Below are 15,880 nucleotides of genomic sequence, written 5' to 3' on the forward strand. Positions count from 1 at the left end.
TGATTTTTATTTTGCATTAACATCCAGCAGACCCGCAGCCACGGCAGGCGCCAGCCCAGGTGCCAGCGGCAGACGCGGGATCACCAGGCAGTGCAGCAGATGATAAATATCCTGTTTGCCGTCCCAGACTTTGGTGGTGACGTTGTTGTCAGTGTCCAGCTCCTGCCACCACGAACCATTTTCGTAGTCCATCAGGTATTTCACGCAGTAATCCCACCAGGTCTGATACCAGGTTTCGTATTGCGCCTCGCCGGTCACGCAGTGCAGTGCATACGCGGTGCCCATTGCCTCCACAACCGGCCAGCGCACGCGTTCACGCACGATGGGTTTCCCGTCCCAGTCAACGGAATAAACAAAACCGTCTGCGCCATCCGGTGCCCAGGCATCGCGGAGGGTGGCGTGGAACAGCCCTTTGGCATCCTCCAGCAACCAGGCTGGTGGCGTTTCAAAACGGGCTTCCAGCGCGGCATGCAGATGCAGCATCAGCCGTCCCCATTCGATCCAATGCCCCGGCGTGCCGCCGTAAGCGCGGAAACGGTGCGCCGGATTATCTTTGTTGTAATCGCGGATCGGGTTCCAGTGCGTATCGAAATGTTCATTAACGCGATACTCGCCGGGCCGGGCGACGTCATGAATAATGACCGAGGCAATTCTCAATGCGCGATCCAGCCATTTGCGTTCGTGCGTGACGTCATAAACAATCAGGAAAGCTTCGACGGCGTGCATATTCGCATTGCCGCCGCGATAGGCTTCGGTTTCGCTGAAGGCTTCATCCCACGACTCGAGACACATCTGTTCGTCTTCACTCCAGAAATACTTTTCGATCACGCCGATGGCCTGATCGAGTAACGCTCCGGCCTCAGGATGGCCGGTGGTGACCGCGCTGGCGGCGCCCAGCAAAACAAAGAAATGCTGATAACCTTGTTTCGAGGCATCCACCACGCCTTCATCATTTACGCAGGCGTACCAGCCGCCGTATTGTTTATCCGCCAGCGCGCCGTTGAGGGCACGGATGCCGTGATCCACCAGCGCATACGCACCGGGACGGCCCATGCCTGCGGCAACGGAATAGACGTGCAGCATGCGGGCAGTGATCCACAAATGGGTGCCCATCTCTGCCCGGACCTGGCCGTTATTGCCCAGCCAGCCAAAGCCGGTGGCCACAGCGGCATTTTTGCCAAAATCGAAGATCCGGTCGGTTTCCTGCTCAAGCCAGCGGTGGTGGCTCAACGTGTTAAACCATTTCATTTTCCACTCCTTTCGTTAGCGGCGGCGCGCCATCATCTCGTCCACAATGTCGCCCAGGCGCTGTAATTTCGGCGCGGAAACATCCCTGAGCATGAGTTCGGTATCAGGTAAACCGACCACGGATGACCAGACCGCACGGCCTGCGAGGAAACCGGACGCGCCCGCCGTCATGGCGACGCTGACCGCGCGCGGGAAGAGTTTTTCATCAACACCGGAGGAGAGGATCACCCACGGCATATGAATATGTTCATTGAGGTGTTGCGATGCACGTAGCAGTTCAGCCTGCGTACCGCGCCCGCTGAGTGGCATTTCGACTTTATAAAGATCAGCGCCGCTGTCGCCGAGTTCTTTTGCGGCATCGATAATCGCCTGTTCGCGGTCAAATTTGTCGCCACGACGCGGCGGCCTGACCACCGGCTCGATAATGCTCAGCAGCCCGTGTGCATGGCAGCGCTGATTAAATTCCTTCACCATCGCCAGACGTTGCTGCGGATCTTCATCGCTGCGCCACAGCACCAGTAATTTCAGCGCCTTACCGCCGTTTTCCCGGACCTGTTGCGGATCGACATTTTTATCGATCACCACGCTGTCCACCGGAATGCCGTTGCCCGGAATAAATTCGTCTGCCGCGACAATCATGGCGCAGCTTTTCGCGATGGCCTGTTGCTCAACAATCTGGCGGTAACAGAACTGCTGATCGACCAGAATCGCGGAGGCGTACGGCGATAAAATCCGCGCGGCATTGACTTTAAAATCAGTCAGCACCTGATCGGCGACCGGGGCTTTCGCGCCGGCTGCCGCGAACATTAAGCGCATCGCTTCACGCTGATCGACTGCCAGCATGGCGAAGCCGCCGGACGGACGGGTGATATCGTTAAGGCTGTAATGGGTCATTTAACTTTCCTTGGTTAATGCGTTACGGATGTGTTTTCTGAGCCAGACCGGCGCTGGTGCGCACCTGCTCAAGAATGGCGGTCCAGTCCTGACGCCCGCGCCCGGCGGCACGCGCCTGGTTGTACACTTCGCGGGAAGCCGCACCGAGCGGCATCGGCACATGCAGCTGATTAGCGACGTCCAGCGCGATACCGAGGTCTTTATGGGCGAGGTCAATCATGAAGGCCGGTGACAAATCACCTTTCAGCACTTTGTTCGGCCATGAGGTGGTGAAGTGGCCTTTTCCGGCCGGGGTGCCGCTCATTACCTGCAGCGCCACATCAAAAGAGAGATCCAGCGCTTCGCACAGCACGGCGGCTTCGGCGGAGAGCGCATTCAGGGCGATACTCATGTAGTTATTGATCAGCTTGACGCGGATGCCTTTGCCCGGCCCGCCCGCGTTAATCAGCTCCGAGCCCATCGCCATCAACACTGGCCTCGCGCGCTCAACCTGTTCTGCCGTGCCGCCTGCCAGTAGCAGTAAGGTACCGGCCACTGCGTGATCAGAGGTTCTGCCCACCGGCACATCCATCATGCTGAAACCTTTTTCATGCATCTGCGCAATCAGCTTGTCGGTCTGTAACGGATGGATAGTCGACATATCAATAACCAGCGCGGACGGGCTCAGGGTTTCGCAAATACCATCACGGCCAAATAAAACCTCACTTACCAGATCGCCGTTGGGCAGCATAGTAATGACAAATTCTGCGCCCGCCGCCGCTTCTGCCGCGCTCTTGCTGCCCGTTGCCCCCTGCCGTATCAGTGAGTTAACCGTCTGCGGGTTGAGATCGAACACCGCTAACCGGTGTCCCTGTTTAATCAGATTGGCCGCCATCGGAGCGCCCATTTGCCCCAGACCAATAAATGCCACGTTTGCCATCCGTCTCTCCTTTGTGCTGATCAGGCATGTCACTTTTTGATAATCAGCGGTGTCTTTGTTTGTCGTTTTTTGATCGTATTTGTAATTTAAGGTCAAAAAATTGACAGCCATCACTTTTTTAACAATTCGCTAAATTAAAATAACCCCATCAAAACACGCTTAAGGAATAGCCATGATTCGTATCGCCTGTGTTGGAATTACCGTGATGGACCGGATCTATTACGTTGAAGAACTGCCTGCGGAAGGAGGGAAGTATGTCGCTGAAAAATATCATGAAGTGGGTGGCGGTCCGGCGGCCACGGCTGCGGTGGCGGCGGCCAGACTGGGCGCACAGGTGGACTTTATTGGTCGCGTGGGCGATGACGATACCGGCAACCGGCTGCTCGCGGAGCTGGAATCCCTGGGGGTAAATACCCGCTATGTCCGTCGCGTTGAGCAGGCCCGTTCTTCGCAATCCGCCATTCTGGTGGACAACAAAGGTGAGCGGATCATCATCAATTATCCCAGCCCGGATTTACCCGTTTCCGCCGAGTGGTTACAAGCCATCGACTTTTCCCAGTGGGATGTAGTGCTGGCTGATGTGCGCTGGCATGACGGCGCGAAGCAGGCGTTTACCCTGGCGCGCCAGGCCGGTGTGCTCACCCTGCTGGATGCCGATGTGACGCCACAGGATATCGCCGAACTGGTGGCGTTAAGCGACCACAGCGCCTTTTCCGCACCCGGTTTGCAGCGGCTGACCGGAAAAACGGACGCCGGTGCTGCGTTAGTTAACGCCCAAACGCTCACAAATGGTCATGTGTATGTCACGCAGGGCGGGCAAGGTTGTCTCTGGCTGGAAAATGACCGTCTGCATCATCAGCCGGGTTTTGCCGTCAACGTAGTGGACACCACCGGCGCAGGGGATGTTTTTCACGGCGCACTGGCGGTCAGTCTGGCCCATGGAGCGTCGCCCGCCGAAGCCGTGCGCTTTGCCAGCGGCGTTGCTGCACTGAAATGTACCCGGCCGGGTGGCCGTGCGGGGATACCTGACTGTGATCAGGCCCGGTCTTTTTTGTCACTTTCTGTATAGAATACGACTCAGACGCTCATTTTAAAGGATGTATCCATGAGTCTTACTGAACTGACCGGTAATCCGCGCCACGATCAACTGCTCGCATTGATTGCCGAGCGTGGTTACATGAACATTGAAGAACTGGCGGCGTTACTGGATGTCTCGACCCAAACCGCCCGCCGCGATATCCGCAAGCTCAGCGATCAGGGGCTGATCACGCGCCATCACGGTGGCGCGGGACGTGCCTCAAGTGTGGTCAATACTGCCTTTGAGCAGCGCGAGATTTCCTGGACGGAAGAGAAAAAAGCCATTGCGGAATCCATCGCCGATTACATCCCCGACGGCTCAACGGTGTTTATCACCATTGGCACCACAGTCGAGCAGGTCGCGCATTCGCTGCTCAATCATAACCGGCTGCGGATTATCACCAATTGTCTGCGCGTCGCGCATATTTTGTATAAGAACCCGCGCTTTGAGGTGATGGTGCCTGGCGGCACGCTGCGCCCGCATAATGGTGGCATTATCGGCCCGGCGGCCACGGCTTTTGTCGCCGGATTTCGTGCCGACTATCTGGTGACCAGCGTCGGCGCAATTGAAAGCGACGGTGCCCTGCTGGAATTCGATGTCAACGAGGCCAGCGTGGTGAAAACCATGATGGCGCATTCACGCCATATCCTGCTGGCTGCTGACCACACCAAATATCATGCCTCAGCGGCGGTCGAAATCGGCAATGTCTCACAGGCCACGGCGCTGTTCACCGACGAACTTCCGCCCGCCGGATTGCTCAAGGTGCTGAAAAACCATCAGGTCGAAGTGATAAAAGTCAGTACCGCGGAATAAAAAAGGCCGACATTTCTGTCGGCCTTAATCAACATCTTATCCCCTAAATAATTCGGGTTGCGGGAAGGCGGTAAGCTCACGCAGCCCGAAGTATGACGGGGATTTACTGAACCGCGGCGAAAGCCTCAGCCACTTGCTTCACATTGTGGTGATTCAGACCGGCCATGCAGACGCGGCCGCTGAGTATCAGGTAAACGCCAAATTCTTCACGCAGACGGACAACCTGCGCTTCGCTGAAACCGGTGTAGCTGAACATCCCGCGCTGTTGCAGCAGGTAGTCAAAATTACGGCCCGGCAAGGCGGTTTTCAGGCTGTCGACCAGCGTGTGGCGCATTTCGAGAATACGGGTACGCATTTTCTCGACTTCGGCTTTCCACTGGGCATTCAGCGCGCTGTCGCTCAGGACTTTCGCCACTACTTTTGCGCCGAAGCTTGGCGGGCTGGAGTAGTTACGGCGCACGGTGGCTTTCAGTTGCCCCAGTACACGTCCCGCCGCATCGCTGTCTTCACAGACCACAGACAGGCCGCCGACACGTTCGCCGTACAGGGAGAAGATTTTCGAGAAGGAGTTGCTGACGAAGCAGTTCACACCTGCCGCAGCCATCGCCCGGATGGCGTAAGCGTCATCGTCAATGCCCGCGCCAAAGCCCTGATAAGCGATGTCGAGGAACGGGATCAGCTCACGCTGTTTGGTGATTTCAATCACCTGATCCCACTCCGCTGGCGTCAGGTCAGAACCGGTCGGGTTGTGGCAGCAAGGGTGCAGCAGCACAATGCTTTGCGCTGGCAAGGTTTTCAGGCGGTCAATCATCGCCGGGAAATTTACCCCCAGCGTCTCCGGGTCAAAGTACGGATAGGTATGCACTTTGAAGCCTGCGCCTGCAAAGATAGCCACGTGGTTTTCCCAGGTCGGGTCGCTCACGTAAACTTCTGAATTCGGGAAATAAAACTTCAGGAAATCAGCACCGACTTTCAGTGCGCCGGAACCGCCGACGGTCTGAATGGTCGCAATACGCTGTTGTTTCAGCGCCGGATGATCGGCACCAAACAGCAATTCCTGAATGCCTGCGCGGTATGCGAGCAGACCTTCCATTGGCAGATAGACTGACGCGGCCTGTGGCCCGGCGTTCAGTTGTTGCTCTGCATTTTCCACTGCCGCCAGTTGCGGAATAATACCCTGCTCGTCGTAATAAAGACCGATGCTCAGGTTTACCTTATCTTGTCTCGGATCGGTCTTGAAGCTTTCCATCAGCGACAAAATCGGGTCACCGGCATAGGCATCGACATGTTGGAACACGGTATACATCTCCTTGGTTTGGTTAAGTGGCGCTGCGATCCACATCCGGCAACCCGGCGCATCGCAACTGTTTCACAGACTATCAAAGTTCGTTAAAAAAGATGACAACTATGTTGTCGATTTTCGGGCACTCATTGCGTATCAAACCGTCCGTTCGCCTGAGATGCTGATCCGCTCACATCAACTACGATCAAATGGACATCTCATTCTTCCCGGAGCAAACCAATGACAACTCAACACTCACTGCAAGGTAAAGCCGCTTTCGTTCAGGGCGGTTCACGCGGCATCGGTGCCGCCATCGTTCAGCGTCTGGCCCGCGAAGGCGCCAGCGTGGCCTTCACCTACGTTTCTTCTGAAGAAATTTCCGGCCCTGAAGCGGGGTATATCACCGGCGCAAATCTGACGATTGACGGCGGTTTCGGCGCGTAACACTTGCCGGTTCATTCATAAAAATGGCGCAGTCCCCTGCGCCATTTTTTTATCCATTTCGTCAGACGCTGTAGCGCCCCGGACGGTGATTCATCGCAATGATCAGGTTGACGATCACCGCGCCCAGCACCGAAGCAATCAGCATTTCAAGGCTGACCACAAACAGCGATGCCAGCACGATGCAGCAGTCCACACCCATTTGCAGTTTACCGGCGCGAATACCGTATTTGTCCTGCAGGAACAGCGCCAGAATGTTCACGCCGCCCAGACTGGCTTTGTGGCGGAACAGCACAATGAAGCCGATGCCCATAATCACATTGGCAAACAGCGTGGCGTAAAACGGCTGAAGATGATCGAAATGAACAAACAGCGGATGCAAATCAGAAAACACGGAAACCAGCGCGACAGCAGCAAAAGTTTTCAGTGTGAACTGCAAACCCATGCGACGAAAAGAGAGGTAATAAAAAGGTAAGTTGATGATAAAAAAGGCCGTACCGAATGATACCTGCGTCACGTAATGCGCCAGAAACGCCATTCCCGCCGTGCCGCCGGTCAGTGCGCCGACCTGACGCAACATCACCACACCAAAAGAGACCATCAGCGTACCGATAATGATCGCCAGCGCATCTTCAACCAGCGTGTGCCCGATGCGCGGCTGCTCAACCGGCTGTTTGATGTCGTCTACACTTGCCATAATTCCCTGTACCTCAAAATAATAATACTAAAGACTGATTTTGAGATAATTAATGAGATGGAGAGTTAAGGCAATATTCACGCATAGAATTTGCATTAAAAATCGAAAATAAGATTTTATGACGCGTTAATTATTCTTTACATGCACAGATCACGCATATTAATTCAAAATATTGCACCATTAAAGTGAGTCTGCACCAAAATAAATCACCCAAACAGTGCACCTGAAATACGCCCTTATTTTTCTCAGCTAAGCGTCAATAAGCCGTTTTCTTTTAAACGGTTAAGCACTACCGATGTTTTTACGTGGGCGACACTTTTATGGACTGACAGAATTTGGCTGATCAACATGCTTAAACCGGCTAAATCTTTCACCGCAACTTTCAGCAAATAATCCGCATCGCCAGTGGTTTTATAGGCATCAATAATGGAATCGACTTCGCCCAGCATGCTGTGAAATGCATCGACCTGTGCGGGCAAATGATTGATAAGCCTGACTTCAATCAGACCAATCATGCCTAAGTCGAGGGCTTCCGGTGCCAGACGGGCATGATAACCGAGAATGAGTTGTGCCTGTTCCAGACCAATCCGGCGGCGTGAACACTGTGATGCTGACAGTCCGACCAGCTCGCTTAATTCCTGGTTAGTCAGTCTTCCGTTGGTTTGTAATAAGGTCAGAATTTTCAGATCGTAATCGTCAATGCTGTACATGGCAGTGTTCCTGTCGCTTTAATTTTTATATGTGGATTCTTATTGCAAAAAACATTCCCACTATAACCAGTTATAAATACTTTTCGGCCGTTTTTTCTTATACTTGCGCATGATTTAAACGCAAGGAAAAAATAATGAAAAAAGTATTCTACTCTCTCGTTTTGCTGTCAGTTTTGCCCGGTCTCGCAAAAGCAGAGCCGGCATCTTCACGCCTTGAACGCGTATTACAGAAAGGCTCGCTGAATGTCTGCACCACCGGCGACTATAAACCGTATACATTTTTGAAAGAAAACGGTGAGTATGAAGGCATTGATATTGCAATGGCGGAATCGCTGGCGGCGAGTCTGGATGTGAAAGTGAACTGGGTACCGGTCACCTGGAAATCTCTGCCGGACGAAATGAGCGCAGGGCATTGTGATATCGCGATGGGCGGGATTTCGGTCACGCTGAAACGCCAGCAAAAAGCCTGGTTTGCCAACGTACTGGATCAGGACGGCAAAATCCCCCTGGTGCGCTGCGAAAATGTGCGTCAGTACCAGACGGTTGAGCAGTTAAACCGTGCCTCCGTGCGCCTGATTGAACCGGCAGGCGGTACCAATGAAGCCTTCGTACACAGCCATCTGCCAAAAGGCACGCTGACCCTGAGCGATAACGTGACCATCTTCCAGAAGCTGGTGGATAAGAAAGCGGATGTGATGATTACGGATGCTTCGGAAGCGCTGTTTCAGCAGAAACATTACCCGAAACTGTGTGCGGTAAACCCGAAGAAGCCGCTGCAATATGGCGAAAAGGCTTACATGCTGCCGCGTGATGACGTGAGCTGGAAGATGTATGTCGACCAGTGGCTGCACCTGAGCAAAGCCACTGGTGAATATCAGAAGATCGTCAGCCAGTGGCTGGCCGTGAAAAAGTAAGACTTAGTCGCCAATATAAACGCGGGCGACGCGCTCGCTGAGCTGGGTAATCAGCTCATAAGCACTGATACCGGTTGCCTGCGCAATGCGCTCAACCGGTAATTTCCCGCCCCAGAAAATCACTTCATCGCCGACCTTATCGGTCGCATCTGGCCCTAAATCGACAGTGATCATATCCATCGACACACGCCCGGCAACCGGCACTTCCCGACCATTGACCAAAACCGGCGTGCCGTTCGGCGCACTGCGCGGATAACCGTCGCCATACCCCATCGCCACCACGCCCAGGCGGGTATCACGGTTGCTGACCCAGGTACTGCCATAACCGACCGGCTCACCGGCAATATGTTCACGCACGGCGATCAGGCTGGAAGTCAGTGTCATTGCCGGTTGCAGCCCGAAATCGCTGGCCGTTCCGGTTTCCATTGGCGATACGCCGTACAAAATAATGCCGGGGCGAACCAGGTTCATATGCGATTCCGGCCACAACAAAATACCGCCGGAAGCCGCAATAGATTTTTGTCCCGGCTTGCCTTCGGCAAATTCATTAAAACAGTTCAGCTGTTTCGGTGTGGCGTTGCTTTCCGGTTCGTCCGCGCGGCAGAAATGGCTCATCATATTGACCGGCTGAACCACGTTTTTGCAGGCACTCAGACGCTGATAAAATGCATCGGCCTGTGCCGGATGAACGCCCAAACGGTGCATACCGGTATCGATTTTCAGCCAGACATTCAGCGGACGCGCGAGGTCAGCACTTTCCAGCGCATCAAGCTGTTCGAGGCTGTGAACAGCGGTATCAAGCTGATGTTCAATCAGCAACGGTAATTCGCTGGCGGAGAAAAAACCTTCGAGCAGGAGGATGGGTTTTACCACACCGGCTTTACGCAGCATCAGCGCTTCGCTAAGCCGGGAAACGCCGTAATAATCAGCGTCCTGCAAGCTATGCACCGTCTCCAGCAGACCGTGCCCATAAGCGTTTGCTTTCACTACCGCAACCAGACGACTTTGTGGCGCCAGATGACGCACCCGTTGCAGATTGTGTCGCAGAGCGCGGCGATCAATGACAGCCGTAGCCGCTTTCATTTTAAGTCCTTTGCATGAAATTGAGAGTTTCTGACAGCAAGGCTGAGAACCAAACCCCACCTAGCCTCCCCTTGTGAAAGGGGAGGGATAAATTCAAAACCCGGGAAGTTAATCCTCGTCGTATTGCGGGCCGCCATAGTTATCAAACCGCGACCACTGACCGTTAAAGGTCAGGCGGACGGTACCGATCGGGCCGTTACGTTGTTTACCGAGGATGATTTGCGCGATGCCTTTTTCTTCACTGTTATCGTGATAGACCTCATCACGATAGATGAACATGATTAAGTCGGCGTCCTGCTCAATGGAGCCGGATTCACGTAAGTCGGAGTTGACCGGGCGTTTATCCGCACGTTGCTCCAGGCTTCGGTTAAGCTGCGACAGCGCCACCACCGGCACCTGCAATTCTTTCGCCAGCGCTTTGAGCGAGCGGGAGATTTCGGCAATTTCCAGCGTACGGTTATCAGACAACGCCGGAACGCGCATCAGCTGGAGGTAGTCGATCATGATCAGGCTCAGGCCGCCGTGCTCACGGAAGATACGTCGCGCACGCGAACGAACTTCGGTTGGCGTCAGCCCGGACGAATCATCGATATACATGTTACGTTTTTCGAGCAGAATCCCCATGGTGCTGGAAATACGTGCCCAGTCTTCATCATCGAGCTGGCCGGTACGGATTTTGGTCTGGTCGACGCGCGAAAGCGACGCCAGCATACGCATCATGATCTGGTCGCCGGGCATCTCAAGGCTGAAGATTAAGACCGGTTTATCCTGCATCATCGCGGCATTTTCTGCGAGGTTCATCGCAAAAGTGGTTTTACCCATCGACGGACGCGCCGCGACAATGATCAGGTCGGATTTTTGCAAGCCTGCGGTTTTCTTGTCGAGGTCAGCATAGCCGGTTGAAACGCCGGTTACGCCGTCATGCGGGCGCTGGAACAGCTCTTCGATACGGGAGACCGTGCTTTCCAGAATACGGTCGATACTTTTTGGACCTTCGTCTTTACTGGCGCGGCTTTCGGCAATCTGGAATACTCGGGATTCGGCTAAGTCCAGCAGGTCTTCGCTGCTGCGACCTTGCGGATCATAGCCCGCGTCGGCAATTTCATTGGCGACGGAGATCATTTCCCGGACAACAGCACGTTCGCGCACAATGTCAGCGTAAGCGCCGATGTTCGCCGCACTGGGGGTGTTTTTAGAAAGCTCTGCCAGATACGCAAAACCGCCGACGGAATCCAGATCGCCTTTCTGTTCCAGCGATTCGGAAAGCGTGATCAAGTCGATTGGTTTGCTCATTTCCAGCAAACGCTGCATTTCGGTAAAAATCAGGCGGTGCGGGCGGCTGAAGAAGTCATTGCTGACCACCCGTTCGGCCACATTATCCCAGCGTTCGTTATCCAGCATCAGCCCGCCCAGAACGGATTGTTCAGCTTCCAGCGAATGCGGCGGAAGTTTCAACCCTTCCATCTGGCGATCGCGGTTTTCGTTCTGTTGATTGGTCGGTTTTTTTGCTGCCATCTGTGGATTATTTCCTGCTCTAAGCGCCTGTTTTATGAGCGTCGGGTTTCCAAAAATCGGAGCCTGACTCGCGCGACAGTATAAACCATTTCAAAAGGGTATTAACCCTTAGTGCCGAAAATCTGGATTGTCCCTGACATTTAGCCTAGGGTTGAAATCAGACTCCATCACGAGGAAAAAACATGGCAAAGCGCATCCAGTTTTCTGAAACAGGCACCCCGGACGTTCTGCAATACGTTGATTATCAGCCACAAGATCCGCGGGCAGACGAAGTCCAGGTCGAGAATAAAGCCATCGGTATCAACTATATCGATACTTATGTGCGCAGCGGTCTGTACGCACCAGCCAGTTTTCCGGCGGGTTTAGGCACGGAAGCGGCAGGCATAGTCAGTAAAGTCGGTAGTGGCGTAACGGACATCAAACCTGGCGATCGTGTGGTTTACGCACAATCCGCGCCCGGCGCTTACAGCGAATTCCATAACGTACCACAGGAAAAAATCGCCCTTTTGCCGGACGCGATCAGCTTTGAGCAGGCCGCAGCCTCCTTCCTTAAAGGGCTGACAGTTTATTATTTACTGCGCAAAACCCATGAAGTACAGGCCGGTGAAACCATTCTTTTCCATGCCGCAGCCGGTGGCGTAGGCCTGATTGCCTGCCAGTGGGCGAAAGCGCTGGGCGTAAAACTGATTGGCACCGTGGGCTCTGATGAAAAAGCCGAACGCGCCAGACAGGCCGGTGCATGGGAAACCATTAACTACCAGAAAGAAGATATCGCGACCCGCGTGGCGGAACTGACGAACGGCGAAAAAGTCGGTGTGGTTTACGATTCCGTCGGCAAAGATACCTTTGAAGAATCGTTAAACAGCCTGAAACGTCGCGGTTTGCTGGTCAGTTTCGGCAATGCGTCCGGCCCGGTAAAAGGTGTGGATCTGGCGATACTCAATCAAAAAGGTTCGCTGTTTGTGACGCGCCCTTCCCTGAATGGCTACGTGACTAACCGTAAAGAACTGCTGGAGGCGAGCAGCGAGCTGTTCTCAATGATCGCCAGTGGCGCGATAAAAGTGGATGTCAGTGACGCGCAGAAATTCCCACTGTCCGAGGCAAAACGCGCGCATGAAACGCTGGAAAGCCGCGTGACACAGGGTTCAAGTCTGCTCATCCCATAAAAGTTTCCCTGAACCAATGCAAAAAAGGCTTTCACAGTTGTGAAAGCCTTTTTTACTGCCTGACTCAGACGACCTCTGATTTCAGACGGGTACTGCTGTAGGGTACTGCCGGGTAAATCCACAGGGCGATGTCACTTAAGCGACTATTGTGTGCCTCAGCGGACTTGATGAATTCGGTTTACAGCCTGCTGGCTGCCAATGAATTCCATCCTAACAGTCACCCATGTTAAAAAATATGATTTATGCATTTTGACCGCACATTCTGACCTAGCTTGTGATCGCTAGCACATAAGCAAAAGTTATCACTGCAACGGTTACATTTTTTTGCGCTCAGAATACGGTCAGCAATCCCCATCATTTCATGCAGTTACGGAAACCGATAAAGTGAAGCTGTTATTACGGCAAGCGACGGCGACGGTATTTTGGCTCATCAGGCCGGAAAAATGTCCGGTAAATCCAGACCGCAAGCACGGCCAAAAGCAGCCACGGCAACATTTTTACAACAATCGCCAAAAACCCACCCAACATCATCAGAGCAAATGCCACGACCAGCGCCGCAACCATACCCAGTAAAGAAATGCCGGTCAGCATCAGCATAAAGAAAAAACCAAGCACGAAGAGAATTTCCAGCATCGGGTGCTCCTTAATAAGCCATGTGCGATAAGACGTAGCGTCCAAACACGCATTAACCATTACAAGAAACATGCCAGTGTGATGGGATAAATAATTGATTGAATGATAAGGAAAAAATAATTCGCAGGCACGAATGGCCTGCGAAAAGATAGTAAATTTGACTAACAGATAGCGATTTTACTCACCCTGTTTTTATGCCTGCGCCACCACTTCCTGCGGCTGAGCAACCATCTGCAACGCCTGTTCGACCACATCGATGCCCGCGCCGGCTTTATGCGCATTCTCACTCAGATGACGACGGAACTGACGCGCGCCCGGCACCCCCTGGAACAGACCAAGAATATGGCGGGTGATGTGACCGAGGTAAGTACCTTTGCTCAGTTCCGCTTCGATATACGGATACAGCGCGCGGATAATATCCGGCCCGGTTTTCAGCGGCGCATCAGAGCCGAACAGCTCGCGATCCACATTCAGCAACAGGCCCGGATTCTGGTAAGCCTCACGCCCCACCATCACGCCATCCATATATTGCAGGTGCGTTTTGGCTTCTTCGAGGGTTTTGATACCGCCGTTAATTGCCAGGGTCAGGTGCGGGAAATCACGCTTGAGCTGATATACGCGCGGGTAATCCAGCGGCGGAATTTCACGATTTTCTTTCGGACTGAGGCCCGAAAGCCAGGCTTTACGCGCATGAATAATGAAGGTATCGCAACCGCCGTTTTCTGAAACCTGACGGATGAAATCACACAGAAATTCGTAGCTGTCCTGATCGTCAATACCGATTCGCGTTTTAACCGTGACCGGAATTGAGACTACGTCGCGCATGGCTTTGATGCAGTCAGCCACCAGCGACGCCTGCCCCATCAGACAGGCACCAAACATGCCGTTCTGCACGCGATCTGACGGGCAACCGACGTTGAGGTTAATTTCGTCATAACCACGTTCTTCCGCCCGTTTTGCGCAATGCGCCAGATCAGCCGGATTGCTGCCACCAAGCTGCAAAGACACCGGATGTTCTGCATCGCCAAACCCGAGATAATCCCCTTTGCCGTGAATAATGGCGCCGGTCGTGACCATTTCGGTATACAGCAACGTCTGGCCGGTCATCAGCCGGTGAAAATGGCGGCAGTGGCGATCGGTCCAGTCGAGCATCGGCGCAACGGAAAAACGCTGGGCGGAAAAGGGAGTGGTCTGGGGCATTACGTGTTGAGTTTCTGACATCGGCCTGACATTCGCTGAAGGGGTTCGTGACGCTCCCCCCGCTTCGCGCCAGAGGGAAGGTAATCGCTGATTATACCACAGAACAAAGATTCGGCATCTTGTGCCGCTGAGCAGGCGGATGCCGACGTTGCATCACATCTGAATGGCGCATAATTCGTCGTTTTGGTGCAAGCATGATAAAATCATCGGTGGTCGCATGATGTGGCCTATTCATTCCAATCTGCGCTCAGAGACCGTTGCTATGACCCTGAATAATCCGGAAAAATTACTTTCACAAGCTGAAGAACTTTGCCAGCAGCGCAATGTTCGCCTGACGCCGCAGCGGCTGGAAGTACTGCGCCTGATGACGCAACAACCCGGTGCGATCAGCGCCTATGACTTGCTGGATCTATTGCGCGTAAGCGAACCTCAGGCGAAACCACCGACCGTTTACCGGGCGCTGGATTTTCTGCTGGAACAGGGATTTATTCACCGTGTTGAATCCGCAAACAGCTATGTTCTCTGCCATCATTTTGAAGAGCCGAGCCATACTTCTGCGCTGTTTATCTGCGACCGCTGCGGGTTAGTTACCGAAAAAACCACCGACGGCATTGAAGAGCGTCTGGCAAAACTGTCATTAGAATCCGGATTTGAGCTTCGCCATTCCGTCGTTGAAGCGCATGGCTTATGTGCAGAATGCAAAGTAGTAGAAACCTGCGACAGCCATGACCATTGCGATCACGACCACAGTATTGTGGTGAAAAAACGCTGAATGATCGGGTTTTAAGGTTTTGAAGGTGACTCGTAAGAGGAGGATGTTTTGTACAGAGAAGAGGTTGGGTACATCCGTGTACCCGTATCCTGAAGCGTTCCGGGTAGGAGCAGCTAAATCTCAGGATACGTCACTGGCACGCGAGGGGGAGTCGCGTCTTACCAGTGATATTTGTTTTTGGTTTCCCATTCATTGAGCTCTTTCTCGGCCTGATCTTTTTGATAGCCGTAACGCTCCTGAATTTTACCGACTAACTGATCACGTTTACCTTCAACCACTGTCAGGTCGTCATCAGTCAGTTTGCCCCATTGTTCTTTCACTTTCCCTTTGAACTGCTTCCAGTTACCGTCGGCTTGGTCCTTATTCATAAAATATCTCCTGTTACCTTGGGTTTTATGAACTGCATTTCGTCTTGCAGCTCGTCCTTAACACTTTAAAGGTTAGTAGAGAATCTCGATTAATCCTCCTTAAACAGGGATAAAAACCACTATTAGGATTAATCTAAAGCATGAAAT

The 15,880-nt window shown here is 53.3% G+C and carries 16 protein-coding genes and 1 pseudogene; 6 read left to right on the forward strand and 11 right to left on the reverse strand.

From position 1 onward, the window contains the following. Window positions 1–6: 6 nt before the first annotated feature. From yihS to yihU, 3 genes are read right to left on the reverse strand one after another with little or no spacing between them, the layout of a single operon-like run. Window positions 7–1,248: a sulfoquinovose isomerase gene (gene yihS / locus LC431_RS23470; protein ID WP_112197678.1), complete on the reverse strand. Its 1,242-nt coding sequence runs from the start codon at window positions 1,246–1,248 to the stop codon at window positions 7–9. 15 nt (window positions 1,249–1,263) lie between these two features. Further along, the gene (gene yihT, locus LC431_RS23475; RefSeq protein ID WP_013577353.1) at window positions 1,264–2,142 is read right to left on the reverse strand and encodes a sulfofructosephosphate aldolase; all 879 of its coding nucleotides are present in this window, start codon (window positions 2,140–2,142) and stop codon (window positions 1,264–1,266) included. Window positions 2,143–2,164: 22 nt separating this feature from the next. Then, entirely contained in the window at window positions 2,165–3,061 is an 897-nt protein-coding gene (gene yihU, locus LC431_RS23480; protein ID WP_037034962.1) for a sulfolactaldehyde 3-reductase, read from the reverse strand. A gap of 172 nt (window positions 3,062–3,233) precedes the next feature. Here yihU and LC431_RS23485 point away from each other — a divergent pair, with 172 nt between their 5' ends. Then, a complete protein-coding gene (locus tag LC431_RS23485) occupies window positions 3,234–4,130 on the forward strand; it encodes a sugar kinase (protein ID WP_223510384.1) in 897 nt (298 codons plus the stop codon). A gap of 36 nt (window positions 4,131–4,166) precedes the next feature. Next, on the forward strand, window positions 4,167–4,952 hold the full coding sequence (locus tag LC431_RS23490) for a DeoR/GlpR family DNA-binding transcription regulator (RefSeq protein WP_013577356.1): 786 nt from the start codon (window positions 4,167–4,169) through the stop codon (window positions 4,950–4,952). Between the two features lie 103 nt (window positions 4,953–5,055). On the opposite strand, the gene LC431_RS23495 is transcribed toward LC431_RS23490, so the two are convergent. Further along, window positions 5,056–6,249, reverse strand: a complete 1,194-nt coding sequence (locus LC431_RS23495; RefSeq protein WP_223510385.1) for an amino acid aminotransferase — start codon at window positions 6,247–6,249, stop codon at window positions 5,056–5,058. 225 nt (window positions 6,250–6,474) lie between these two features. On the opposite strand from LC431_RS23495, the pseudogene LC431_RS23500 reads away from it, so the two are divergent. Next, window positions 6,475–6,645, forward strand: a pseudogene (locus LC431_RS23500) (SDR family NAD(P)-dependent oxidoreductase); the annotation flags it as partial. Between the two features lie 94 nt (window positions 6,646–6,739). On the opposite strand, the gene LC431_RS23505 reads toward LC431_RS23500, so the two are convergent. Beyond that, window positions 6,740–7,372 (reverse strand): YitT family protein, encoded by a 633-nt coding sequence (locus LC431_RS23505; protein WP_013577359.1) that lies wholly within the window; start codon window positions 7,370–7,372, stop codon window positions 6,740–6,742. Between the two features lie 245 nt (window positions 7,373–7,617). Next, window positions 7,618–8,082, reverse strand: a complete 465-nt coding sequence (locus tag LC431_RS23510; RefSeq protein ID WP_013577360.1) for an Lrp/AsnC family transcriptional regulator — start codon at window positions 8,080–8,082, stop codon at window positions 7,618–7,620. Window positions 8,083–8,216: 134 nt separating this feature from the next. Here LC431_RS23510 and LC431_RS23515 point away from each other — a divergent pair, with 134 nt between their 5' ends. Continuing rightward, a complete protein-coding gene (locus LC431_RS23515; protein ID WP_013577361.1) occupies window positions 8,217–8,996 on the forward strand; it encodes a transporter substrate-binding domain-containing protein in 780 nt (259 codons plus the stop codon). Window positions 8,997–8,999: 3 nt separating this feature from the next. Here LC431_RS23515 and alr read toward each other — a convergent pair whose 3' ends face one another. Both alr and dnaB read right to left on the reverse strand, forming a co-directional pair. After that, the gene (alr, locus tag LC431_RS23520) at window positions 9,000–10,079 is read right to left on the reverse strand and encodes an alanine racemase (RefSeq protein WP_112197682.1); all 1,080 of its coding nucleotides are present in this window, start codon (window positions 10,077–10,079) and stop codon (window positions 9,000–9,002) included. A 108-nt stretch (window positions 10,080–10,187) separates the two neighbouring features. Further along, window positions 10,188–11,594 carry a replicative DNA helicase gene (dnaB, locus tag LC431_RS23525; protein WP_013577363.1) on the reverse strand — a complete coding sequence of 469 codons (1,407 nt, stop codon included), beginning with the start codon at window positions 11,592–11,594 and terminating at the stop codon, window positions 10,188–10,190. 182 nt (window positions 11,595–11,776) lie between these two features. On the opposite strand from dnaB, the gene LC431_RS23530 reads away from it, so the two are divergent. Next, on the forward strand, window positions 11,777–12,760 hold the full coding sequence (locus LC431_RS23530; RefSeq protein ID WP_223510386.1) for a quinone oxidoreductase: 984 nt from the start codon (window positions 11,777–11,779) through the stop codon (window positions 12,758–12,760). A gap of 396 nt (window positions 12,761–13,156) precedes the next feature. Here LC431_RS23530 and pspG read toward each other — a convergent pair whose 3' ends face one another. After that, window positions 13,157–13,393 (reverse strand): envelope stress response protein PspG, encoded by a 237-nt coding sequence (gene pspG / locus LC431_RS23535; RefSeq protein WP_013577365.1) that lies wholly within the window; start codon window positions 13,391–13,393, stop codon window positions 13,157–13,159. Window positions 13,394–13,585: 192 nt separating this feature from the next. Further along, the gene (gene dusA, locus LC431_RS23540) at window positions 13,586–14,593 is read right to left on the reverse strand and encodes a tRNA dihydrouridine(20/20a) synthase DusA (RefSeq protein WP_121019643.1); all 1,008 of its coding nucleotides are present in this window, start codon (window positions 14,591–14,593) and stop codon (window positions 13,586–13,588) included. Window positions 14,594–14,855: 262 nt separating this feature from the next. On the opposite strand from dusA, the gene zur reads away from it, so the two are divergent. Next, window positions 14,856–15,365 (forward strand): zinc uptake transcriptional repressor Zur, encoded by a 510-nt coding sequence (gene zur, locus LC431_RS23545; protein ID WP_037035116.1) that lies wholly within the window; start codon window positions 14,856–14,858, stop codon window positions 15,363–15,365. Window positions 15,366–15,523: 158 nt separating this feature from the next. Here zur and LC431_RS23550 read toward each other — a convergent pair whose 3' ends face one another. Next, complete coding sequence (locus LC431_RS23550; protein ID WP_013577368.1) at window positions 15,524–15,733, reverse strand: CsbD family protein; 210 nt, start codon at window positions 15,731–15,733, stop codon at window positions 15,524–15,526. Window positions 15,734–15,880 lie beyond the last annotated feature (147 nt).

Source organism: Rahnella sp. GSA61A, from assembly GCF_019969905.1.
Taxonomy (GTDB): domain Bacteria; phylum Pseudomonadota; class Gammaproteobacteria; order Enterobacterales; family Enterobacteriaceae; genus Rahnella; species Rahnella aceris.

Coding starts and splice junctions, on each gene's coding strand:
- LC431_RS23530 (WP_223510386.1), top strand. CDS start 11,777: ATGGCAAAGCGCATCCAGTTTTCTGAAACAGGCACCCCGGACGTTCTG.
- LC431_RS23505 (WP_013577359.1), bottom strand. CDS start 7,372: ATGGCAAGTGTAGACGACATCAAACAGCCGGTTGAGCAGCCGCGCATC.
- LC431_RS23515 (WP_013577361.1), top strand. CDS start 8,217: ATGAAAAAAGTATTCTACTCTCTCGTTTTGCTGTCAGTTTTGCCCGGT.
- dusA (WP_121019643.1), bottom strand. CDS start 14,593: ATGCCCCAGACCACTCCCTTTTCCGCCCAGCGTTTTTCCGTTGCGCCG.
- LC431_RS23550 (WP_013577368.1), bottom strand. CDS start 15,733: ATGAATAAGGACCAAGCCGACGGTAACTGGAAGCAGTTCAAAGGGAAA.
- yihT (WP_013577353.1), bottom strand. CDS start 2,142: ATGACCCATTACAGCCTTAACGATATCACCCGTCCGTCCGGCGGCTTC.
- LC431_RS23485 (WP_223510384.1), top strand. CDS start 3,234: ATGATTCGTATCGCCTGTGTTGGAATTACCGTGATGGACCGGATCTAT.
- alr (WP_112197682.1), bottom strand. CDS start 10,079: ATGAAAGCGGCTACGGCTGTCATTGATCGCCGCGCTCTGCGACACAAT.
- dnaB (WP_013577363.1), bottom strand. CDS start 11,594: ATGGCAGCAAAAAAACCGACCAATCAACAGAACGAAAACCGCGATCGC.
- yihU (WP_037034962.1), bottom strand. CDS start 3,061: ATGGCAAACGTGGCATTTATTGGTCTGGGGCAAATGGGCGCTCCGATG.
- pspG (WP_013577365.1), bottom strand. CDS start 13,393: ATGCTGGAAATTCTCTTCGTGCTTGGTTTTTTCTTTATGCTGATGCTG.
- LC431_RS23510 (WP_013577360.1), bottom strand. CDS start 8,082: ATGTACAGCATTGACGATTACGATCTGAAAATTCTGACCTTATTACAA.
- zur (WP_037035116.1), top strand. CDS start 14,856: ATGACCCTGAATAATCCGGAAAAATTACTTTCACAAGCTGAAGAACTT.
- yihS (WP_112197678.1), bottom strand. CDS start 1,248: ATGAAATGGTTTAACACGTTGAGCCACCACCGCTGGCTTGAGCAGGAA.
- LC431_RS23490 (WP_013577356.1), top strand. CDS start 4,167: ATGAGTCTTACTGAACTGACCGGTAATCCGCGCCACGATCAACTGCTC.